The sequence below is a fragment of the Gluconobacter sp. Dm-62 genome, from assembly GCF_018256155.1.
Taxonomy (GTDB): domain Bacteria; phylum Pseudomonadota; class Alphaproteobacteria; order Acetobacterales; family Acetobacteraceae; genus Gluconobacter.
On the sequence record NZ_JAERLY010000004.1, the window covers coordinates 171571 to 193731 of the forward strand.

18 protein-coding genes and 1 tRNA gene are annotated in these 22161 nt (G+C 60.3%); 7 read left to right on the forward strand and 12 right to left on the reverse strand.

The features are described from left to right. The first annotated feature begins 37 nt into the window (after positions 1-37). The 3 genes from JK202_RS06765 (at position 38) to JK202_RS06775 (ending at position 2314) form a co-directional block, all read left to right on the forward strand. The gene (locus tag JK202_RS06765) at positions 38-1063 is read left to right on the forward strand and encodes an alpha/beta hydrolase (RefSeq protein WP_211559482.1); all 1026 of its coding nucleotides are present in this window, start codon (positions 38-40) and stop codon (positions 1061-1063) included. Positions 1064-1149: 86 nt separating this feature from the next. Next, positions 1150-1226 (forward strand) — tRNA-Arg (locus tag JK202_RS06770). Between the two features lie 431 nt (positions 1227-1657). Next, positions 1658-2314, forward strand: coding sequence for a hypothetical protein (locus JK202_RS06775; RefSeq protein ID WP_211559484.1), 657 nt, complete (start codon positions 1658-1660; stop codon positions 2312-2314). Positions 2315-2704: 390 nt separating this feature from the next. Here the strand turns inward: JK202_RS06775 and ade are convergent, their stop codons facing one another. Together ade and panC are read right to left on the reverse strand one after the other, a co-directional pair. Further along, positions 2705-4402 carry an adenine deaminase gene (gene ade, locus JK202_RS06780; RefSeq protein ID WP_211559486.1) on the reverse strand — a complete coding sequence of 566 codons (1698 nt, stop codon included), beginning with the start codon at positions 4400-4402 and terminating at the stop codon, positions 2705-2707. Positions 4403-4460: 58 nt separating this feature from the next. Beyond that, positions 4461-5288, reverse strand: a complete 828-nt coding sequence (gene panC, locus JK202_RS06785) for a pantoate--beta-alanine ligase (RefSeq protein WP_211559488.1) — start codon at positions 5286-5288, stop codon at positions 4461-4463. Positions 5289-5362: 74 nt separating this feature from the next. Between panC and JK202_RS06790 the strand changes: the two genes are divergently transcribed. From JK202_RS06790 to JK202_RS06805, 4 genes are all read left to right on the forward strand, one after another. Further along, positions 5363-6586, forward strand: a complete 1224-nt coding sequence (locus tag JK202_RS06790) for a TIGR03862 family flavoprotein (RefSeq protein ID WP_211559490.1) — start codon at positions 5363-5365, stop codon at positions 6584-6586. A 4-nt stretch (positions 6587-6590) separates the two neighbouring features. Beyond that, on the forward strand, positions 6591-8030 hold the full coding sequence (locus JK202_RS06795) for an ATP-binding protein (protein ID WP_211559492.1): 1440 nt from the start codon (positions 6591-6593) through the stop codon (positions 8028-8030). Between the two features lie 112 nt (positions 8031-8142). Next, positions 8143-10524, forward strand: a complete 2382-nt coding sequence (locus tag JK202_RS06800) for a TonB-dependent receptor (RefSeq protein WP_211559494.1) — start codon at positions 8143-8145, stop codon at positions 10522-10524. 13 nt (positions 10525-10537) lie between these two features. Continuing rightward, the gene (locus JK202_RS06805) at positions 10538-11644 is read left to right on the forward strand and encodes a glycerophosphodiester phosphodiesterase (protein WP_211559496.1); all 1107 of its coding nucleotides are present in this window, start codon (positions 10538-10540) and stop codon (positions 11642-11644) included. A 73-nt stretch (positions 11645-11717) separates the two neighbouring features. Here the strand turns inward: JK202_RS06805 and JK202_RS06810 are convergent, their stop codons facing one another. From JK202_RS06810 to JK202_RS06855, 10 genes are all read right to left on the reverse strand, one after another. Then, the gene (locus tag JK202_RS06810) at positions 11718-12245 is read right to left on the reverse strand and encodes a type 1 glutamine amidotransferase domain-containing protein (protein WP_211559498.1); all 528 of its coding nucleotides are present in this window, start codon (positions 12243-12245) and stop codon (positions 11718-11720) included. Between the two features lie 57 nt (positions 12246-12302). Next, on the reverse strand, positions 12303-13745 hold the full coding sequence (aldA, locus tag JK202_RS06815; protein ID WP_211559500.1) for an aldehyde dehydrogenase: 1443 nt from the start codon (positions 13743-13745) through the stop codon (positions 12303-12305). Between the two features lie 139 nt (positions 13746-13884). Beyond that, positions 13885-14757, reverse strand: coding sequence for a LysR family transcriptional regulator (locus JK202_RS06820; protein WP_211559502.1), 873 nt, complete (start codon positions 14755-14757; stop codon positions 13885-13887). Between the two features lie 55 nt (positions 14758-14812). Continuing rightward, positions 14813-15340, reverse strand: a complete 528-nt coding sequence (locus JK202_RS06825) for a YaiI/YqxD family protein (RefSeq protein WP_211559504.1) — start codon at positions 15338-15340, stop codon at positions 14813-14815. Positions 15341-15343: 3 nt separating this feature from the next. Next, positions 15344-15880, reverse strand: coding sequence for a gluconokinase (locus JK202_RS06830; RefSeq protein WP_211559506.1), 537 nt, complete (start codon positions 15878-15880; stop codon positions 15344-15346). A gap of 2 nt (positions 15881-15882) precedes the next feature. Next, a complete protein-coding gene (gene rpiA, locus JK202_RS06835) occupies positions 15883-16578 on the reverse strand; it encodes a ribose-5-phosphate isomerase RpiA (protein ID WP_211559508.1) in 696 nt (231 codons plus the stop codon). Further along, positions 16575-17315: a 6-phosphogluconolactonase gene (pgl, locus tag JK202_RS06840; RefSeq protein WP_211559510.1), complete on the reverse strand. Its 741-nt coding sequence runs from the start codon at positions 17313-17315 to the stop codon at positions 16575-16577. The genes rpiA and pgl overlap by 4 nt, the downstream gene beginning before the upstream one ends. Further along, on the reverse strand, positions 17312-18172 hold the full coding sequence (locus tag JK202_RS06845) for a Cof-type HAD-IIB family hydrolase (protein WP_211559512.1): 861 nt from the start codon (positions 18170-18172) through the stop codon (positions 17312-17314). Before JK202_RS06845 ends, pgl begins: the two co-directional genes overlap by 4 nt. 106 nt (positions 18173-18278) lie before the next feature. Beyond that, positions 18279-19277: a phosphogluconate dehydrogenase (NAD(+)-dependent, decarboxylating) gene (gene gnd / locus JK202_RS06850; RefSeq protein ID WP_211559514.1), complete on the reverse strand. Its 999-nt coding sequence runs from the start codon at positions 19275-19277 to the stop codon at positions 18279-18281. Between the two features lie 3 nt (positions 19278-19280). Next, positions 19281-22154, reverse strand: coding sequence for a bifunctional transaldolase/phosoglucose isomerase (locus tag JK202_RS06855; protein WP_211559516.1), 2874 nt, complete (start codon positions 22152-22154; stop codon positions 19281-19283). Positions 22155-22161 lie beyond the last annotated feature (7 nt).

Here is a 22161-nt window from a genome sequence, read left to right on the forward strand (position 1 = left end):
CTCGCCCCAAAGGAGCGGACGTTCTAAAATCTTGGCGATGATAGGCCCATTCCCTTCCGTTTCAAACCGCTTCGCACGTCTTTCCTGCACAGTGCTCTGCCTGCTGGCGCTCCAGGCCTGCACAGCGCCGCATATGCCGGACCTGCATCCAACAGCGCAGGAAACTGCCCTCATCCCCCCTACACTGACACTCGACATGTCAGACGGCGCCCGTATTCCACTTCGTCTCTACCCGGCCACCACACCAGAACCGCGCGGCATCATTCTTGCCCTGCATGGATATGGCGACAGCCGGGACGCGTGGGAATTTGCTGCGCCGACCTTTGCATTCGCAGGCTTCACTCTTGCCGCCCCCGACATTCGCGGTTTCGGACAGACAGCGGACCGCGGCGGATGGAGCAGCACGGCAAGGCTGGTTCAGGACGCCCGCGAACAGGTGCTCTGGCTGCACGCCCGGTATCCGAACACACCCATTCACCTCATGGGCGAAAGTATGGGAGGCGCCATCGCACTCCTGCTGGCAGCAACAGACACGCCGCATATTGCCAGCACAGTCCTTCTCGCCCCGGCAGCGCTGGATATCGGTCAGCCCTGGGAGGGCCTTCTGGGGGGCATGGATCTGCTGGCGCCACACTGGAAACTCGACGGATCAGCCGTGCCAGGCCACCGGGTTGCCAGCGACAATATGCGCGCCCTGCGACGGATGTATTTCGACCCCCTCACTCTGCACAGCTCAATAATTCATCCGCTCTACGGCCTGACATTGCTGATGCGGAGCGCTTACGAAGCCGCCCCCAAAGCCCGGACCCCGCTGCTCATCATCTTTGGAGGCCGGGACCAGTTCGTCCTGCCGCCCTTCACGGTGCGTCTGCTCCAAAAACTGCCCCGCGGCACCCGGATGGACGAACTGCCCGGCGGCCATCATCTCCTCAGCCGGGATCGCAGAGGGGCCGCACAGGATGCTGTCTCATGGCTGACCGAACCGGAGCACTTTTTGCCATCGGGTGGCGATATTGCCGCCGCGGCATGGCAGGCCACAGCCCAGACCAGCACTTTTCCATGACCTTCTCGCCATCACCCGGCTGAACAGCAGAACTTTCAAAAAGAGGGCTGGCAATCTTCTGCCGAAGCAGTTATCTGAACCCACATGGACCTGTAGCTCAGCTGGATAGAGCGTTGCCCTCCGAAGGCAAAGGTCACGCGTTCGAATCGCGTCAGGTCCACCACCAATCTTAAAATTCGCTGTTTTCCGGCAGGTTTGATATTCGACTTCAGACTTGCCATCGACGGAGACGCCATTTGCGTCTGCTTGGGAGGCAACTTCACTCGGGCTCCGGCGGCCTCGATGGCAGCGATCTGGTGTATATGCAGCCAGCTTCAGCGGGCGTTCGGGTTGCAGCCTTTCTCAGACACTGCGGACTACATCGAGGCGGAAGTCGAACCTCACAGCGCTAGGTGATAAACTGACTGCAAAAGTTGTTTGCTGACGTCAAACGACCTTGCCCAGTCGCCCGGAACATCCCTACCCCGTTCGGCGACCAGTGCTCCAGTTCGATGCACAACGGCTCGTGGACGGGAATGACTGGGCCAAGGCATAAAAAGGCCAGAACAGTGTCCTGCCGTTTACAGTTAACGGCGTGCTTTCACACTTCGGGTGATGGTGACACGTTTCTGCAAACTTCAGGTGGTGTCTAAATCTGTTAAGGGTGAAATCAGGCAACCATTCACGCTGCCAGCTCAAGAAAGCCTGCGAATGCACAATCCCTGGGATGGAACTGACGGTTTCCTGTTCTTTGCGACAGACCGGTTCGTCGCTGTATTCGCCATGATGGACTGTGGCTGGAATTTTGTTTCGCCAACCGGATGGTGCGCGCATACGGCTGTACCGGCTTCACAAGAATGGCTCATTGACAATATCGACCATACTCTGAGGACAAGCGAAAACCTGCGGAATACAGAACTCTTTTATGATGATGATGCCGTAAAAGCTCTGATGCAATCAGGAAGTGACAGGAATGATGCTTTATGGGCCGAGATCCGCAAGGCTTATAGATACCGCACGCCAGCCAACGCGCGCGCGTCAACCTGGATGGCCGCCGTTAAAATCACAAAGACTGAAATACGCGTGAATGCGATTATCAAAAACCGCAATGGAACCTGGGCGGCATGGGAAAGTCCCCACACGTCTAAACGCATTCTCCTGCCTCTCAACGCGACAGCAGCAGAAATTACAGACGCAACACTGAAGATGCTGACCCTGAGTACCCTGCGGGGTCTCACAATGAAAGAAGCCTCCGAAACGCCTGAAACGTGAGGAAAGCTCCTGTTTTCCTGACAGGATCAGGTGTCTGGTATCATGGTTTTCAAGAAGCACTTTTCAGCGATAGCTGAGGCGAGGCCACGCTGGAGTTTTTCCCATGTGGCATCAACCAGGAACTTCAAACGGCTCTTTCTGGCGCGAAAGATGGCAGACACGAGGTTTGCGTCCAGCGTGACGTCTATGCGGACTACCGTGGCAGGTGTGCGCACCGTGACCACATTGAAATCATGTGCAGAAGACTAAAAACTGGAAACGCGTTGCGACACGCTATGACAGTTGCCCACACGCTCTCTTTTCGGCCAGCTACCTCGCTGTAACCGGCATGTCCTGTATGCTCAGCGCAGTCATCGCACCCGAGATTTGTCTCTGGCTGGGGCTTTTCTTTCAAACCACGCTCATTGTCCGAACATCGATCATTCCAAAATCCGTGATTTTGAGATGAGGAATGACGGGTAGCGGCAGAAAAGCCAGTTGCAGGAAAGGCTCTTCCAGAACAACGCCCATGTCCTTTGCTGCTTTTCGCAAAATAATGAGATCGTCCCGCACTTGCTCGTACGGGGCATCGCTCATCAGGCCCGCGACCGGGAGGCGCAGCTCCGCCAAAACTTGACCGTCCCGCACGGCGACGAAGCCGCCACCGGTTTTTTCCAAATGATTTACAGCGCAGGCCATGTCGGCATCATCGGTGCCGACAACGCAGATATTGTGACTGTCATGCCCGACGGAAGACGCCAGTGCCCCTGCACTGAGCCCGAAGCCCTGCACAAAACCCCGGCCGATATTGTCGTTATGTCCATGCCGGGCGACGACGCAGACTTTTGCGATATCCTGCCGGGGATCGGGTAAGACCAGACCCTCTTTTTCTGGCAGATCCAGACGCAGAAACTTCGTGATGATTTGGCCCGGAATCAGGCCCATGACCGGACGGTCTGTGCCGCTTCCTTCAATGCGCATATCCTGCGCGCTCACTGGGCGCGGCAGTTTCACACTTTCCAGCCCGACCGGTGATACGATCTCACGGGCTGCGAACAGCGTATCGTTCACCAAGCGTCCGGCAGAAATGACATCAGAGACCTGACAGCGCTCCAGATCGTCAAGCAGGACAATATCCGCGCGCTTGCCCGGCGCGATTTGTCCACGATCTTTCAGACCGAAAGCCGAAGCTGCGGACAGGGAGGCCGCACGATAGGCAGCCAGAGGCTCCACGCCAAGTTCAATGGCCCGACGGATCAGGAAGTCCAGATGGCCTTCATGGGCGATTTCAAGCGGGTTGCGGTCATCGGTGCAAAACGCGAAGAACGGTGAGGTCGCGACGTTCAGAAGCGGCACCAGTGCTTCAAGATCCTTGCAGACCGATCCCTCCCGGATCAGCACCGTCATGCCCTTGCGGACTTTTTCCAGCGCCTCATCGGCAGCGGTGGCTTCATGATCGGTTGAAATACCGGCCGCCAGATAGCCATTCAGGGCCTTGCCGCGCATGAGCGGTGCATGACCGTCGATGTGACCGTCCGCAAAAGCCGCCAGCTTGTCCAGGCAGCCCGGATCGCCATTGAGAACACCCGGAATATTCATGAACTCGGCCAGACCGATCACTTTCGGATGGTTCCGATAGGCCAGCAGATCATCCACATTCAGAATTGCGCCCGATGTCTCCATAGACGTCGCTGGTACGCAACTTGAGAGATTGACGCGCAGATCCATGATGGTCCGCTCAGCGGCGGCCAGAAAGTAATCAAACGCCGTACGCCCCAGCACATTGGCCATTTCATGCGGATCACAAATGGCTGTCGTCACACCATGCGGCAGAACACAGCGATCAAACTCGAACGGCGTGACGAGTGAGGATTCAACGTGCAGATGGGTGTCGATAAAGCCCGGCACGGCGATCCGGCCTGCGCCGTCAATCGTCTGCACGCCTTCATAGCCGCCGTAAGTCCCGACAATCCGGTCGCCGCAAACGGCGATGTCGGTCGGAATCAGATCGCCCGTAACCAGATCGAACAGCCGGACATTCCGGATGACCAGATCGGCGGGTTCGCGGCCCTGCCCCTGGGCCACGCGACGCATGATGGTTTTCTGCATGCCTGAAATCCTCCGTACGTCAGCAGTTCATGCTTATACCGCACGAAGGGGGAGCAACTCAAAGCGGCATGTTGTCAATCAGCCGGACCGCACCTGCCTGTACGGCCAGAAGTGCCAGAGCATTGTCGGAACAGGGCTGTTCGCGGCGGAACGTCTCCGCATTCACAACCGTCGCGTAATCGATATTCGGAAGTCCGGCTTTGGTCAGGACGGTGCGCATGGCATTTTCCAGAAAATCCGCATTTCGCTCGCCCTTGTGGAACCGCCGCGCGGCCTCCTGCAAAGCCTGATACAGGGCCGGAGCTTTCTGACGGTTCTCAGCCGTCAGGCGCACATTGCGGCTGGAACGGGCTAGGCCATCCGCTTCCCGCGCGATCTCACAGACCACGATTTCAACTGGGATATCCAGATCCGCCACAAAACGCCGGACCACCGCGCATTGCTGGGCATCCTTCTGTCCGAAATAAACCCGCTGTGGCTGAACGATGTTGAACAGCTTGGTCACGACCGTCGCAACGCCGGAAAAATGTCCGGGACGGGACTGGCCTTCCAGTTCCTCCGCAACACCACCGACTTCGATCCGCGTGACAGAACCGGACGGATAGAGCACGTCAGGCGTCGGCAGAAACACAAGATCAGCCCCGGCTTCTTTCAGAAGCGCCAGATCACGTTCCGGATCGCGTGGATAGGACGCATAGTCCTCGTTCGGGCCGAACTGTGTGGGATTGACGAAGATGCTGACGGCGACCGCACCATTTTCCGCCTTCGCGCGCCGGACCAGCCCAAGATGGCCTTCATGCAGAAACCCCATGGTCGGAACGAAACCGAGGGTCGGGTAGGCCGTCCGCGCAGCGCGGAACGCGCCGATTGTCTCAAAAACCTGCATGTCATTTCCCTTTCCGGCCAGAACTGCGGGCGCGGAGCCTGACAAACCCGAGCTCACATGGCAATCAGGCGCTTATGAATGCTGCGTCCCCTTCCCCGTCCATCGCCATTATCGGAGCCGGTCCCGCAGGGCTGTTTGCAGCCGAAATCCTGTCCGCGCGGGGATGCAGGGTGCAGGTCTTCGACCAGATGCCCAGCGTGGGGCGCAAACTGCTCATGGCCGGACGCAGCGACCTGAATCTGACGCATTCGGAGCCGCTAGATCGTTTTTTGCAACGCTACGGTAAAGCGCAGGACTGGCTGGAGCCCATCATTCGCGCATTTTCGCCTGAGGCGTTGACAGAGTGGGCCGAAGGGCTTGGACAGTCGTGTTTTTCCGGCTCCTCGGGGCGCGTATTCCCCACGGCAATGAAAGCCTCTCCCCTTCTGCGTGCGTGGCTGCGACGACTGGCCGAACAGGGCACTGAAATCCATACCCGGCATCGCTTCGTGGGCTGGAATGGTGAACGCCTGCTGTTCGAAACGCCTGACGGTCAGAAATCCGTGCAGGCCGATGCGACCCTTCTGACCATGGGCGGCGCAAGCTGGTCCCGCCTGGGTTCGGATGGATGCTGGGCGGATCTCCTGACGGGTGAGACCGCGCCTTTCGCCCCGGCGAATTGTGGTTTCCTGCCCGACTGGCCCACCGATTTCGCCGCTCGGCACGAAGGCAGCGTGCTTCATTCAGTGGGACTGAGCTTCGGGACGCGGCAGACACGCGGCGATCTGACCATCACGTCGCGCGGGCTTGAAGGCTCGGCACTTTATGCGCTTTCGGCGGACCTCCGGGAGAGGATCCTGAATGAAAGACGCGCCGTTCTCACTCTCGACCTGCGCCCGACGCTTTCAGCCGAGGACGTTCTGAAACGCCTGCTGGCCCAGCGCGAGCGCGAGAGCCAGACCAACCGTCTGCGCAAAGCCTTGTCGCTGGATGCGCCGTCCCGCGAACTTCTACGGTTCGCCACCCCGAAAGACGCATCCCCGCTTCAGCTTGCCCAGAACATCAAGGCCCTCCCCCTGCCGCTAATCGGCATGGATGCGCTTGATCGCGCCATCTCCACAGCGGGCGGCGTGCGGCAGGATGCCGTGGATGGGCGGTTCATGCTGAAATCCCGCCCCGGTGTTTTCGTGGCCGGTGAAATGCTGGACTGGGAGGCCCCGACGGGCGGCTATCTGCTCCAGGGATGTTTTTCAACGGCTCATGCTGCGGCAAATGGCGTCCTTGGGTGGCTAGAATCGTGCAATTCCGCTATCGCCTGACGCCATGACATCCATCGTTCTCGGACAGGGCCGCGACGGCTCCGACACCTGCATTGATCTGCCGGAACTCCTGGCCACGCGCCTGCTGGTCCAGGGCAATTCCGGCTCGGGAAAATCGCATCTCCTGCGGCGCCTGCTGGAGCAGACGGCCACCCTCGTCCAGCAGGTCATGATCGATCCGGAAGGCGATTTCGTCACTCTAGCCGACCATTACGGGCATCTGGTGATCGACGTTGAAGACCAGTCCGAAGCCAGCCTTCGCGCGGCTGGCGAGCGTGTGCGCGCCCATCGCGCATCTGTGGTGCTGAACCTTGAACAGGTCGAAGCCGAAATGCAGCTTCGGGCCGCAGGCGCGTTCCTCAACGGCATGTTCGAGGCACCCCGCGCGCACTGGTATCCTGCCCTCGTGGTGGTGGACGAAGCACAGCTTTTCGCGCCCGTCACGGGCGGCGATACGTCTGACGAAGCGCGTCGCCTGTCACTCGGGGCCATGACAAATCTCATGTGCCGTGGGCGAAAGCGCGGTCTCGCCGGGGTCATAGCCACCCAGCGCCTCGCCAAACTGGCCAAGAACGTGGCCGCCGAGGCATCCAACTTCCTGATGGGCCGGACCTTTCTCGATATCGACATGGCACGTGCCGCCGATCTTCTGGGCATGGAGCGACGGGCAGCGGAATCCTTCCGGGATCTGGCGCGCGGACAGTTCATGGCGCTCGGCCCTGCCCTGAGCCGCCGCCCGAAACTTGTGGCGATTGGGCCCGTCACAACCGCAAGCCATGCCACGGGTCCGGTTCTTCTGCCGCTTGAACCCGTCTCCGCCGAAGACCTGCGGGACATCATCCTTGAGCCGGTCCACGAGTTCACACCCCGCGCACGCCGGGACTCCCGACCACCGCCGCCGGATCTACTGGCACAGCTCGACGCCTATGGTGCAGAGCGCGAAGCCGAAGAACCTGCACCGGCAGCCGTCATCGTAGAAGCTGATACGGACCAGCTCTGGTCGCTGGTGGCCGAAGTCGTGGCGGGTGAAGGCTCGGACTACAAGCCGCTGGCCACGCTGTATCAGGACTTTCAGCTCCGGGCGCGGATCCAGGGCCTGTCGCGCAATGTTCTGGAGCTTGGGCCGTTCCACCGGATGCTGGCTACCATCCGCGCCGGGCTGGACCGCGCGCGCGCTGATGGCGAGGAATGGAAACAGGCTCAGACCATTGCCGCGACCCTGCCCGAGGACGTGCAGGGCGTCTTCCTGCTCCTCGCCCGCACGGCGCTGGACGGTGAAACCTGCCCGGGCGACGAGGCTCTGGCCCGCGCCTATGGCACGCACTCGCTGGGCCGTGCGCGGCGGCAGCTGAACTATCTGGAAGAGCGCGAAGTCATCGTTCTTCAGGACACGCCGCTAGGCCGTCGCGTCGCCATTGTCGGGCTGGGATGGCAGACCGCCTGAGGGGCTGTCACATCTCTGTCACACGACGTTCACAGGAGCTTCACACGCAGATCTTTAAGGAAAGATTAGGGTCCGCCGCGTCCGAACCCTTCTCGCCCCGGAAAGATCCTCAATGCCGCGCAACCTGCTGCGTTCCCGCCTGCTCCTGACAGTTTTCTGCTCGCCATTTGCGCTGGCTGCAGCCCTCCCTCACCCTGCCAATGCCGAAACGACAGGGACGAAAAAAGCCACGGCTGCCAAACATGACGCCAAGCACAAGGCCAAGGTTACAGCGGTCGAAGGCAGCACCGAACAGTTGGTCATCACGGCCCGGCGCACGCGTTCCGAGCAGGGACTGAGCCATGTGCAGCTTCAGCGGATCCTTCCGGGCGTGAACCCGGTCAAGGCGCTGGAAATGCTGCCGGGCGTGGTGTTCAACAACGCTGATCCATGGGGCAACAACGAGCAGAACTCCTCGCTCTATGTGCACGGCTTCAACCAGAACCAGCTCGGCTACACGCTCGACGGTATCCCACTCGGCGATCAGGCTTACGGCAACTATAACGGCCTGTCCCCGCAGCGGGCGGCCATCAGCGAGAACATCGGTTCGGCATCGGTTTCTTCGGGCGCAGGTGCGCTGGGTACGGCGTCCACGTCCAACCTTGGCGGAACACTGCAGTTCACGACGCAGGACCCGCTGAAGAAGCGCGGCGCGCAGATCGAACAGGTTTTCGGAAGCTGGTCCACGTTCCGTACCTTCGCCCGCCTCGATACAGGTGAGTTCGGCAACGGCAATTCGGCCTATGTCTCCTTTGCACGTCAGGATGCACGCGCCTGGGACTTTGCCGGTCATCAGGGCGGCTATCAGGTCAATGCGAAGTTCGTGCACAACAGCGAGCACGACCATTTCTCGACGTTCTTCGACTGGTCCCAGAAGGTTGAGCCGAACGAAGACAGCATTACCCTTCCGAGCGGTTATGGTCTTTATGTCCGTCCGTTCACCTTCCCAAATTTCAATTACGCCAAGGCCAACGCGAATGCGGTCGGCCTGAACTATCGCAACTATTACTCCGCGGCCCAGCGCGAGGATTTCCTCGCCTATTCCAAGTGGACGCATGATTTCAGCGAGAACCTGCACTGGGACAACAGCATCTATTATCACCATGATCTGGGTGAAGGTGTTGTGGCCGGTCCGATTTCGGCCGCCGGTCTGCCGACGCTGTTCGCCGCCTATTTCCCGGGTCAGGATCTGAACACCGTCTTCGGCGGTTCGGGCTATGCTACGCGGACGACCGAATACTGGGACAACCGCGGTGGCTTGATGTCCACGCTGCGCTACCATCTGGGCAAGCACTCGATCGAGCTTGGCGGCTGGTATGAACGCAACAACAACACGCAGGCCCGTCGCTGGTATCCGCTGGACGCAAACAACCCGACCACGCCTTACGAGCGCCAGCAGAACGCCCTGATCGACCAGTACACCAACAATTTCTACACCAACACGTTCGTCACGCATCTGCAGGACAACTGGCAGATCTCGAAGAACTTCTCCCTGATGGCGGGCTTCAAATCCGAGCTGGTCTATACGAACGGCACCCTGCCGGTCGCCGCAAAGGCTGGTTCGCTCTCCCCATCCTATGCCGTGACGGCACCGGGTGGCGAGATCGATGCTGCCAAGCCGTTCCTGCCCGCTTTCGGCGCAGTCTGGGATATCACGAAGCACGAACAGTGGTTCGCCAACATCCAGGAAAACATGCGCTCCTATCAGGACGCAGGTTACGGCAACGCCACCCCCTGGGGTGCGACCAGTCAGGCTGCTTTCGAAGAGTTCAAGAACAACGGCAAGCCCGAGACGTCATGGACGTATGAGACCGGTCTGCGTGAACATCGCCAGATCCATCTCGGACCGCTGACGGCGATCGAAGGTCAGGTCGAGTACTATCACGTTCACTTCTCGAACCGTCTTCTGGCCGTGGCGACGACGCAGACCCTGTCGTCCATCATCGGTTCGGCCACCACGCTCGCAAACGTGGGCTCGGTCACGACGGATGGTATGGATTTCTCCTTCACCACCCATTTCGGACCGCATTTCTCGCTGTACAACGCGCTGTCCTATAACAAGTCCACGTACAACGATAATTACAGCACGGGTTCGAGCATCATTCACACGGCGGGCAAGAACGTCGTCGGCATGCCGGACTGGTCGGAGAAGTTCGTCTTCACCACCAACTGGGGCAATGCTTACGGCCAGTTCACCGGTGACGTGATCGGCAAGCGTTATGCGACCTACACCAACGACATGTGGGCCGCGCCCTACGCGCAGTTCAACCTGAACGCGGGTTACACCTTCCACAACATCCCGCACATCGCGTCGCTGAAGGTCCAGGGCAACATCACCAACCTGACAAACACGAAGGGATGGTCCACGATCAACGCGACCCAGACTTCGGGTCAGTTCTCGGCCTACCCCATCGCGCCGCGCATGTTCTTCCTGAGCCTCAGCGCGGCCCTGTAAGGAATACTGCCCCATGCTGACACGTCGCCAGAGCCTCGGCCTGCTCGCAGCCGGGCTTCCCGCCCTGCACCTGCGGGCGAAAGCCGCGCCCTCACTGGCGCCGAAGCCTCTCGTGTTCGCCCATCGCGGGGCCTCGGCCCTGCGTCCGGAGCACACGCTGGCCTCCTATGCCCGCGCCATGATGGATGGCGCGGACTTCATCGAGCCCGATCTCGTCATGACAAAGGACGGCCATCTGGTCGTCCGCCATGAGAGCAATATCGCCGGGACGACCGATGTTGCGGACCATCCGGAGTTCGCCTCCCGTCACCGGTCCCTCAAGATCGACGGGCGCGTCGAGACCGGCTGGTTCACAACCGACTTCACGCTCGCAGAACTCAAGACCCTGCGTGCGCGCGAACGTCTTTCCACGATCCGGGTCCACAACACCCGCTATGACGACCATTTCGAAATCCCGACCTTCGAGGAAGTCATCGAACAGGTCGCTGCCCAGTCAGCCGCCACGGGTAAGGTTTTTGGCCTTGTGCCGGAAATCAAGCATTCCACACATTTCAACAGCCTCGGTCTGAACCCCGAAGCCGTTTTCCTTCAAACCATCGCCGCCCACGACTACACCCGGCAGGCCCCGCTGGAACTCCAGTCCTTCGAGACGAGCAATCTGGGACGCATCCGCGCAGATGTTCTGTCCATCAACCCGCAGGCGCGTCTGATGCTGCTCATGGGCGAGCGCAAGGACGTCCCGCCGGATCTGATGGCAGCGGGCAAGACCACGACCTTCGGCGATCTCATGACGCCCGAAGGTCTCAAGGACGTCCGCCGCTATGCCGACGTGATCGGCCCGTCCAACACGGACCTGATCCCGCGCGACAGCAAAGGCGCCTGGCTGGAGCCATCCAGCCTCGTGACCGATGCCCATCGGGCCGGGCTTCTGGTTCATTCCTACACGGCACGGCCGGAAAACCATTTCCTCCCGGCTCAGCTTCGCAGCGATGCTGGGGACGCTGTCCGCAATCCCAAGGGCATGGTCGCGGAACTGCGCCGCTATCTGGACATGGGGATCGACGGCTTCTTCACCGATGATCCCGCACTGGGACGCATTGCGGTAGATCGCACGATCTGAACGCCATTATCCCATAAAAAAAGGAGGCCTCCCATAACGGGAGAGCCTCCTTTTTTGTGCCCTGATAAAAATTTCAGGCGAGCTTGAAATGCCTGATGATGGCCTTGTTGAAAGCCGGGATATCATCCGGGCATCGGGAGAAAACATAAGGCCCGTCAACGACGACCTCATTATCCACCCAGCTCGCCCCGGCATTTTCCAGATCCGTCCGGATGGCTGGCCAGGACGTCACGGTCCGTCCTTTCAGCTCCCCCACTTCGATCAGCGTCTGCGCGCCGTGGCAGATGGCGGCGATTGGCTTGTTCGCCTTCACGAAGGCCGTGGCGAAGGCCACCACATCCTTGTTCAGCCGCAGCGCATCCGGAGAGGCCAGGCCACCCGGAAGCAGCAACGCGTCATAATCCTCGGCCTTCGCATCGGCGATCGCCAGATCGGCCTGGATCTTACGGGACGGATAAATGTCCTTGTTCACGGCCTGGAATTCCCCTGCCTTGAGGGAAATGACCGTGACGGTCGCACCCGCCTTTTCCAGCGCTTCCTGCGGACCCGTCAGTTCGATTTCTTCAAGACCATTGGTGGCCAGTGCAGCGACTTTTACCATGATGCTGATCCTTTCAGAAAAACACGGGCGACCACCATACAGTCGCCCATTCGTCCATTACGCGTTGAGGTAAATGGTCTTCGTCTGGACATAGGCTTCCATGCCGTGCTGCCCGTCCTCGCCACCAAGGCCACTTTCCTTGTAACCATGATGGAAGCCCTGCGGCGCCTCGCCACCCGGACGGTTCACATAGACCTCACCAAATTCCAGTTCGCGGGTCATGCGCAGGATCTTGTTCAGATCGTTCGTGAAGAGATACGCCGACAGTCCATAGCGGCAGTCATTGGCCCAGGCGATGGCCTGATCAAAATCCTTCACGCGGATCAGCGACATCACCGGACCAAAGACTTCGTTGTGCACGATATCCATGTCCTGCGTCACATCCGTCAGCAGCGTCGGGGCATAGAAGTACCCCTTGTCGTACACGCCACCCGTCAGCCGCTTGCCACCGGATGCAAGACGCGCGCCCTGCCGGACCGCATGCTCGACCATCTCATGGACCTTGTTGAGCTCGTCCTCGCTCACCTTCGGCCCCAGATCCGTGCTGGCATCCGTCGGCAGCCCGACCTTCAGCGCATCAATCTTCTCGCGGACCTTCCCGACGAACCTGTCATAGACAGCCTCATGGATATAGGTGCGCTCGTTGGAAGTGCAGACCTGCCCTCCGTTGCCAAAGCGCGCTGACACCGCGGCATCGGCCGCCTTGTCCAGATCGGCATCTTCCATGACCATGAACGGCGCCTTGCCGCCCAGCTCAAGCCGGACTTCCTTCAGCGTCTCGGACGCAGCGGCCATGATCTTCTTGCCGGCGGGAGTCGAGCCCGTCATCGTGATGAGCTTGATGTCCTTGTGCGCCACCAGCGGTACGCCAACATCCTTGCCGTCGCCCGTCACGATATTGATGACACCGTGCGGAATTTTCGCTTCTTCAACCAGCTTCGCCAGATGCAGACAGGCCAGCGGCGTCAGTTCATGCGGCTTGAGGACGATCGTGTTGCCAGCCGCCACAGCCGGACCGATCTTGCGGGCACAGAGCGCGAGCGGAAAGTTCCAAGCCGTAATCGCGCCGATAACACCCAGCGGCACGCGATCGATCAGGATTTTCTCGTCCGGTGAACTCCCCGGGATGATCTCGCCCTGCAGACGCAGGACGTTCTCTGCGGCAAAACGTAGCAGACCGATGGCGAAATCGACCTCCACCCGGGCTTCCTTAAGCGGTTTGCCCATTTCGGAGGTGATAAGTGCCGCCAGCTTTTCCTTGTCGCGCTTCACCAGATCCTTGAGCGCATGGATGTAATCAGCACGCTCGGTCGCCGTGCGGCGGCTCCAGCCGGTAAAAGCCGATTTCGCAGCGGAGACGGCAGCGTCCACATCGGCCTGCGTGCCCTTGGCCACTTCGCCCACGACAGCTTTTGTGGCCGGGTTTTCAACCATGATCCATTCGCCGCTCTTTGGTGCGACCCAGCTTCCGTTGATGAAGAGATTGCTTTTCTCAGTCATGAAATTTCCTGCATTTTCTGTGTGGCGACCCTGCGCTTGGTAATGAAACAGACGCATCAGCCAGCCAGCAGTTCATTCGATGACCGTAAGGTGCAGGCATTCCCTGATAATAAAAAGTGATGATTCGTGAGCTATGGACTCACTTTTCATGAGCATCCGAATGCGGCGGTGCATAATCCAGAAATCTGCGTCCCAGATCATTCAGTCCCGGCTCACGCCAGATGAAATAGACTTCACTGCCTTTCAGATCTTCGGGATATGTAAACGCAATGCCTTCACGACGCCGTCTTTTGACCTGCGAAATGATACTGTGCGGCACACAGGAAATACCCAGTCCGGCCTGAACGCAGGCGAGAATGACATCATAGGATTCAACCGTGTGGATGATCGCGTTTGAAACGCCGTGCCGTTCAAGCCAGGTCTCGAAATACCGGCGATAGAAGCAGTCCGTGTTGAACAGGAAAACATGCTGCCCGTCCCGCGCGCCCTTCTGGCCAACCGGCATGGCAAGCGCCAGTTTTTCCCTGAAGGCGAAGCGGCTCTCCATGAGCGGATGTACAATCGGGCCATCCGTCAGCGCCAGATCAATCTCCCCGTCCGCCAACATCCGCTCCAGCGTGTAGGTCGGGCGTAGAAACATCTTCAGCTCTACACCCGGGCAGGCTTTGAGAAACTCCGGCACAATCCGCGGCAGATATCCCTCCAGAGCGACATCCAGCGCCCCGATATTCAGAATGCCGCGCGGAGTGCCCTCAGTGAACAGATCCGTCAGGGACTGCGCACCTGACACAACCGGCCTCGCCTGCTGATAGAAGAGCCGCCCTTCGGGAGTGGGTGTCAGGCGACCCTTTTCACGCAGAAACAGCTCCTGCCCGAGCAGCAGTTCCAGCTCCTTCAGCCGCGCCGTTACGTTGGACGCCACACAGTTCAGACGCCGTGACGCTGCCACGACCGTCCCCTCCTCCACGACCGCGCAGAACATTTCAAGCTGGGCGAGGCGGAGCGGATTCATGGGACAATATCCTTATCGGGGCGGGATTATCCCCCGGCAGAAGATATCCCCAGAATCAGGGAACATCTCCGGGGAAGGGCCTGTGGATTGTTTCTGAAGAACTGGGGACCGATCGCGCCAGGGCAGCTTTCCTGCGGAGTCGCACGATGAGTGTATCCAGTGCGGATAAAAACCGGCTCCGGTCGTTTTTCCCAAAGGACGGATTATAGGTTGTGACTGCTCCCGTCTCGCGCAGACCCTGCATCAGATCCCGCATGGCCGAGACCATACCCACTGAGCGTTCGTCGATTTCCTCGCCATTGGGCCGCAGGACGGAGCCTTTTTTCGCCAGACAACGCACCGCGAGCGGAATATCGCTGGTGATGACAATGTCGGATGGCGTCACCTGTTCCGCAATCCAGTCATCCGCCACGTCCGGCCCTTCCGGCACCACGACGCGCTCAATGAGCGGCGACTGCGGGATGTTCATCCAGCTATTGGCAACGATGACTGTCTTGAGGCCATAGCGTGCCCCGACCCGGTAGATCTCGTCCTTGACCGGGCACGCATCGGCATCCACCAGAAGCCGGGTGGTCTCGGCCATGGATCAGTCCTCCGCCTGAAAATGGCTGATCAGCTCCTCCAGCACCACATCGGGATGCTTCTCGCCCGAGACGCGGATCACCGGCTCGTCATCACCGGGAACCTCAAGCGTCGCAAGCTGGCTGGGCAGCAGGCTGGCCGGCATGAAATGTCCTTCCCGCCGCTCCAGCCGCTCGGCAAGTTCCGCAGCCGATGTGTCGATATGCACAAATTCAATCGGCAGATCCGCACCACGAAGTTGCTCGCGATAGGCGCGCTTGAGTGCGGAACATGTCAGCACCGCGCCATGCCCGGCTTCGACCTGCGCGCGCAGCCAATCATGACAGAGCGCAAGCCAGGGCGCACGGTCCGCATCGGTCAGCGGCTGTCCCGTGCTCATCTTCTCGACATTGGCCGGCGGATGCAGCGCATCCCCTTCCTGAAAATGCCAACCCAGACGCGTGGCAAGACCGGTTGCGACCGTTGTCTTGCCTGTTCCGGAGACGCCCATGACCACGAGAAAACGCGGCTTCAGACCCATCTGCGTTTCGTGTTCCGTCATTTTCATGGCTCCCAGTGCTCCACCCCGTCCGGCGTTGCCACCAGAACTTCGGACGCCATGTTGAGAAACATGCCATGCTCGACGACACCGACGATCCGGTCGATTTTATCAGCCAGTTTTTCAGGGTTGTCGATCGGCCCGAAATGGCAGTCGAGGATCATGTTGCCGGTATCGGTCACGAACAGCGAACCGGCCCGATCCGTGCGAGGCTTCACACCGCGTGCGCCACAGGCCGCCAGCAGTTCCGCCGTGCATTCCCAGCCAAAGGAAATGACCTCTACGGGAACAGGTGCCCTTTCGCCCAACAGGTCCACGGGCTTGGTGCCGTCCACGATCACCACGAAGCGCTTGGCCGCCTGCGCCACGATTTTCTCGCGCAGCAATGCGCCACCCAGACCCTTGATCAGGTTGAGCGAGCCACGCTGGACCTCGTCCGCACCATCAATGGCGATGTCGATCCGGCGATGCGCGCTGAAATCCGTCAGGGGGATCCCGGCCTTGAGCGCCTTGTCTTCGCTGTCGTCGGATGTCGGGATTCCGAAAATCTCCAGACCTTCCGTAACGCGCTCGCCCAGACGCTCGATCATGTAGGCCGCCGTGCTGCCCGTTCCGAGCCCCACGACCATGCCGCTCTTGACCATGTCAGCCGCCTCACGCGCAGCCGTACGCTTGTGAGCGTTCATATCCGTCCCGCTCATGCGTCCTCTCCCACCGCAGCGCGGTCCGCAAGAACGATGATGCGTCCCTCGCTCGTCACCCGTGCCGAAGGGATGGAACTGTCACCCTCGACCAGACGCTCCAGCATTTCGACCTTGGATGCCCCCGTCACGAGGAACACGACCAGTGCGCTGGACTGGATGGCAGGATAGGTCAGCGTAATGCGCTCATAAGGTGCTGTGGACGGTGCGGCCGTCCCGACCCAGGCCGTCCGTTCCTTCAGAACCGGCTGCCCCGGAAACAGCGATGCCGTATGACCGTCGGTGCCAAGACCCAGCATGACGAGATCGAACAGCGGGCGCTTCGGATCAAGCTCCGTTGCACCGTAAGCGGTCTGAAGGGTCTTTTCGTAAGCCTTCGCGTCCTCTTCCACCGTTGCAGCGGTTGGAATGGCGTGGACATTCTGCGCTGGCACTGGAACACGGGACAGCAGGACGGACTGGCCGACCGTGTGATTGCTGTCGGCATGGCCTTCCGGCACATGACGCTCGTCACCATAGAAAATCTCAACGCGCTCCCACGGGATCAGCTTCGCACGCGACGGCGTGGCAAGGATCTCGAACAGGCGCTTGGGCGTGGAGCCGCCAGAGAGGGCAACCCGGAACGGGCCATCCGTCTTGGCCAGAATTCCTTCAACGAGAAGATTCGCCATCCGCAGGGCAACGGCTTCTGAATCAGGAAGGGTTTCCAGCGTGGCGGAACGGATGTCGGTGGTCATGGATTGGGAACTCTCGGCAGGATGTAGCGCTCGACGGCCTTGGCCCAGCCATCGCGCTCATTGGTGTCTGTGAGAACCTGCGCGGCGGCTTTCACGTCATCTTCAGCCTGTCCCATCGCAATACCCAGACCCGCGACCGAAAACATCGGCAGATCGTTATGGGCATCACCAAGACAGGCCACCTCATGCGGCGCAATGCCGTGGGCAAGCGCCAGTTCACGCACGGCCTCACCCTTGTTGGCCAGGGCCGGTGTCACGTCCAGAAGAATATCGGAAGAGCGGCGCACGCTCGCATCGCCCTGAAGCATCGCGCCAAGTTCGGTTTCGATGTCCTGAAGCAGGCTGGTATTGCTGCTCACGCCCATCACCTTGCCGATCCCCTCGAACTCCTTGCGAAGATCCGGGACCGGATGCGGCTTCAGGCCAGTAATGACCTGCTCGTGCTGTACGAAGGGCGTATAGGCGTCTTTTACCATCCAGTAGGACTGGCGTAAAAACCAGGTCTCGATCCCGTGGAGATGCAGCATGTCATGCACGATCGACAGCACATCCGGGGCGAGAACACGGCTGACCGACGTTGTGCCATCAGGCCGGAAAATAATCCCGCCATTGAAGCCGGCATTCTGTCCGGTCAGGCCGAGCTGCTCGATGTAGGGAACCATCGCAGCGGGTGGCCGCGCGCTGGCCAGACAGAGTGGAATTCCCCGCTCCTGAAGCACCTTGACCATGGCCAGTGTCGAAGGCGCGATGGTCTTGTCCGGCGTCAAGAGGGTTCCGTCCATGTCGGACACGACCATCCGGATGGTCTGTGGCAGCGGCGGCAGATCCGCATGGATGGCGTCGAGGTCAACGGACATAAAAGCCCCTGTAAAAACCCCCGTCAGAGTCTTTGCGGGGGCTGGCTGGTCAGCAATGGCAAAACCATACCCTGCCAGCCAGTCATTGCCCATGAGGGGCGCAGTCTTATTTCTTTTCGACGTGTCCGCCGAAACCGAAACGCTGTGCCGAGAGAACCTTCTCGGCAAAGTTATTGCCAGACCGTGAGCGGAAGCGCGTAAACAGCGCGGCCGTCATGACCGGAGCCGGCACGTCTTCTTCAATGGCGGCCTCGATCGTCCAGCGACCTTCACCAGAGTCCGCGACTTCGCCGGAGAACTCGTTGAGGGTTTCCGAACGGGTCAGGGCCTCCGCCGTCAGGTCGAGAAGCCAGGACGACACGACACTGCCGCGACGCCAGACTTCGGCGATGTCGCCCATGTTGAGCTCGAACCGGTCTTTTTCCGCAAGAACCGGAGAGTTCTTGCTTTTCATAATGTCGAAGCCTTCGGCGAAGGCCTGCATCATGCCGTATTCGATGCCGTTATGGACCATCTTCACGAAGTGGCCCGAACCCGCGGGACCACAGTGCAAATAGCCCTGCTCGGCGCGCGGATCATGACCCGATTCATCACGGCCCGGCGTGCGCTGCACATCCCCGATCCCCGGCGCGAGCGCGCTGAGGATCGGATCAATGTATTCGGCGGTTTCTTTCGTCCCGCCGAACATCATGCAGTACCCGCGTTCCAGACCCCAGACCCCGCCCGAGGTGCCGACATCCACATAGGAAATGCCCTTTTCACCCAGTTCGGCCGACCGGCGGACATCGTCCTTGTAGTAGGTGTTTCCGCCATCAATGATGACATCCCCGCGCCCCAGAAGGCCGCCAAGTTCCTGAACGCAGGCCTCGGTGATGGCGCCTGCCGGAAGCATGACCCACACCACACGGTGTTCGTCACCTTCGAGCAGCTTCGCCATCTCGGCCACGGAATTGGCGGGCGTAGCACGCCCGGCTTCACAACGGCTGACGACCGAGGCCGTCACTTCCGGCGTGCGGTCATGCACGACGACATCATGTCCGTGGCGCGTCAGACGGACGGCAATATTGCCGCCCATCCGTCCCAGTCCGATGATTCCGATCCGCATGACTTATGCTCCTGCCAGTGCTTTGTGAATCGCCGTTTCCAGAGCCTTCAGCCCCTCTTCCAGCGGTCCATCGATATGAACGCGAAGGGCACGACGGCCACGGGCCGCGAGCACCTCGAAATCGCCTCGCGCCTGTGCCGCTTTCACGACACTGAAGCTGAAGCCATGGCCCGGAACCGGCACATCCGCCGCATCCGTTGCCGTGACCTGCAGGAACACGCCGCTGTCGGGTCCGCCCTTGTAGGCCTGGCCCGTCGAATGAAGGAACCGGGGTCCGAATTCAGCGGCTGTCGCCACCTTCAGCGTATCCCGAAGCTCCATGCGAACGGACTGTGCCCAGTCCCGTGTCTGCTGGTCGCGCCGGATATAGGCGAGCAGCCCGACATAGTCACCCTCCTTCACGCGATCAAAGAGCGCCTTGAGGATGGAGACCGCATCGCTCTTGTTTTCAAAGGCTTCTGTGTTCTTCGCATCCGCATAGAAGGACAGCGTGCCGTCCTTTGCGAAAGGCGTTTCCGGCGGCAGCGATCCCGTTTCGGCATAGGCTGAGGTCAGCTTACGCGTCTCGAGCTTGCTGAACTCGACATCCGGCTGATCGAACGGATCGATCCCGAGAACTGCACCGGCCACGGCCGTGGCAAATTCGAACAGGAAGAACGCCTGCCCGATCTGGGACGCATCGGCGAGACGAATGGTAACAACGGGCGCACCGGCGGCACGCAGTGCGCCAAGGCGGCTGTCGGGTACGTCATCGCCCAGCAGCAGATCCACGAAAATACGGTCCGTTCCGTACACTTCGGGTGTGCCGAGTTCTTCCTCATCGATGGGGATGAGGCCGAGGCCTTTCTTGCCGGTGCTTTCCGCAATGAGCTGTTCCAGCCATGCGCCCAGCGAGGCAATCCCGTCAGATGCCAGGATCGTCACCTTGTCACGGCCGAAGCAATGCGCGGCATGACCCAGGATCAGCCCCAGAACCGCGCCCGGATTTGCAGCCGGCGGCGCACTTCCATCACAGGATTCAACCATCAGGCGCGTGACCATCAGCAGCTTGCGGACGTCAATGCCGCTTGCAGCCGCCGGGACGAGACCGAAATTGGACAGGACAGAATAACGACCGCCGATTTTCGGATCACCGTAGAACACACGCCAGAAGCCGTTTTCCTCGGCCACCTTCTGCATGTGCGAGCCGGGATCGGTGATGGCGATAAAGCTGTCACCCGGCTTCTTGCCCAGAGCCTGCCCTGCGACCTGCCAAAAATGCGCGAACAGGATGTTCGGCTCCAGCGTTCCGCCGGACTTGCTGGCCACGATGAACAGCGTGTTCTTCGGATCGATGGCTTTTTCGAACGCCGTAACCTGCTGGGGATCCGTGCTGTCGAGAACATGCAGCTTCGGCCAGCCTTCACGCTGTCCGAACGTCTCGGCGAGAACCTCTGGGCCGAGGCTCGAACCGCCCATGCCCAGAAGCAGGATATCCTTGAAACCGCGACTGCGGACATCGCGGGCCAGAACTTCCAGCTCCTCGATATGCCACAGACGATCCTGCACGACCGTCAACCAGTTCAGCCAGCCGGCTTCCGGACCGTTCGTCCAGACGGACGGGTCCTTCTTCCAGATGCGGCGAAGACCACCGCTATGGCTCCAGTCCTTTTCCGCACCAGCTACGTCATCACGCAGATCCGGCGGCAGATCAGCACTGACCCGCAGCAGACGGCTACCCAGGACGGCTTCGCGCTTGGTCGCAACAGCTGTCAGCAGCGTGTCGAACGACACGCTGAACGCCGCACAGCCTTCCTTGACGAGCTTTGCCGTCACGGCGTCCAGGTTCAGGTTGAGGCGCTCGGCCTCAGCCATCACATGGCGGGCTTCCTCGACATTTTCCGTCAGGCTGGCACGGGACTTGCCGTGGTCGCGGAAGGCATCGAATGTTGCGGGCGGGATGGTGTTGACCGTCTCGGGGCCAATCAGCTCCTCGACATACAGGACGTCCGAATAGGCCTTGTCCTTGGTGCCGGTGCTGGCCCACAGCAGACGCTGCGGGTTGGCGCCCTTCTCGGCCAGCGCTTTCCAGCGCGGGCTGTTGCGGACGTCCAGATAGTACTGATACGCCATCTTCGCATTGGCGATTGCGACCTTGCCGCGAACGGCCTTCAGCGCTTCGGCGTCTGCATCGCCAGCGGCAATGCGACGGTCGATTTCACCATCGATCTTGGCATCGATGCGGCTGACGAAGAACGAGGCCACGCTGGAGATGCGCGAAATTTCTTCACCCCGTGCCACGCGGGCTTCAAGGCCGGACACATAGGCTTCCAGAACAGCCTTGTAGGCATCCAGCGAGAACAGCAGCGTCACGTTGACATTGATGCCGTCCGCGATTGCTTCGCGAATGGCACCCGTGCCTTCCGTGGTGCCCGGGATCTTGATCATCAGGTTATGACGCGACACCGCCTTCCACAGACGGCGTGCTTCCGTGATCGTCCCATGCGCGTCAAACGCCAGATAGGGAGAGACTTCAAGGCTGACATAGCCGTCCAGCCCCTTGGTCTTTTCGAACACCGGATCCAGCACCGCACAGGCGGAGCGGATGTCGTCGATGGCGAGATGCTCGTACAGTTCGCCGGGGGAGAGGCCCTCACCTTCAAGCAGCTTGCGGATCTGCGGATCGTATTCCGTGCCGTGCCCGATGGCCTTCTCGAAGATAGCCGGGTTGGAGGTCACGCCACGCAGGCCGTCCTCGTCCACCAGCTTGCGGAGGCTGCCATCCTCCGTAAAGCTGCGCTGGATGAAATCCAGCCAGGGAGACTGACCATATTTCTCAAGGTCGCGCAGTACGCTGCCGACTTCGTTCAGACCGGTATTGGAGATTGTGTCTGCCACAGGATCT

Excerpts from the sequence above, each read along its gene's own strand:
- aldA (WP_211559500.1), bottom strand. The coding sequence starts at position 13,745 with ATGACTGAGAAAAGCAATCTCTTCATCAACGGAAGCTGGGTCGCACCA.
- gnd (WP_211559514.1), bottom strand. The coding sequence starts at position 19,277 with ATGCGGATCGGAATCATCGGACTGGGACGGATGGGCGGCAATATTGCC.
- JK202_RS06775 (WP_211559484.1), top strand. The coding sequence starts at position 1,658 with ATGGTGACACGTTTCTGCAAACTTCAGGTGGTGTCTAAATCTGTTAAG.
- JK202_RS06800 (WP_211559494.1), top strand. The coding sequence starts at position 8,143 with ATGCCGCGCAACCTGCTGCGTTCCCGCCTGCTCCTGACAGTTTTCTGC.
- JK202_RS06795 (WP_211559492.1), top strand. The coding sequence starts at position 6,591 with ATGACATCCATCGTTCTCGGACAGGGCCGCGACGGCTCCGACACCTGC.
- ade (WP_211559486.1), bottom strand. The coding sequence starts at position 4,402 with ATGCAGAAAACCATCATGCGTCGCGTGGCCCAGGGGCAGGGCCGCGAA.
- panC (WP_211559488.1), bottom strand. The coding sequence starts at position 5,288 with ATGCAGGTTTTTGAGACAATCGGCGCGTTCCGCGCTGCGCGGACGGCC.
- JK202_RS06825 (WP_211559504.1), bottom strand. The coding sequence starts at position 15,340 with ATGGCCGAGACCACCCGGCTTCTGGTGGATGCCGATGCGTGCCCGGTC.
- JK202_RS06845 (WP_211559512.1), bottom strand. The coding sequence starts at position 18,172 with ATGTCCGTTGACCTCGACGCCATCCATGCGGATCTGCCGCCGCTGCCA.
- JK202_RS06765 (WP_211559482.1), top strand. The coding sequence starts at position 38 with ATGATAGGCCCATTCCCTTCCGTTTCAAACCGCTTCGCACGTCTTTCC.
- rpiA (WP_211559508.1), bottom strand. The coding sequence starts at position 16,578 with ATGAGCGGGACGGATATGAACGCTCACAAGCGTACGGCTGCGCGTGAG.
- JK202_RS06805 (WP_211559496.1), top strand. The coding sequence starts at position 10,538 with ATGCTGACACGTCGCCAGAGCCTCGGCCTGCTCGCAGCCGGGCTTCCC.
- JK202_RS06810 (WP_211559498.1), bottom strand. The coding sequence starts at position 12,245 with ATGGTAAAAGTCGCTGCACTGGCCACCAATGGTCTTGAAGAAATCGAA.
- JK202_RS06790 (WP_211559490.1), top strand. The coding sequence starts at position 5,363 with ATGAATGCTGCGTCCCCTTCCCCGTCCATCGCCATTATCGGAGCCGGT.
- JK202_RS06830 (WP_211559506.1), bottom strand. The coding sequence starts at position 15,880 with ATGACGGAACACGAAACGCAGATGGGTCTGAAGCCGCGTTTTCTCGTG.
- JK202_RS06820 (WP_211559502.1), bottom strand. The coding sequence starts at position 14,757 with ATGAATCCGCTCCGCCTCGCCCAGCTTGAAATGTTCTGCGCGGTCGTG.
- pgl (WP_211559510.1), bottom strand. The coding sequence starts at position 17,315 with ATGACCACCGACATCCGTTCCGCCACGCTGGAAACCCTTCCTGATTCA.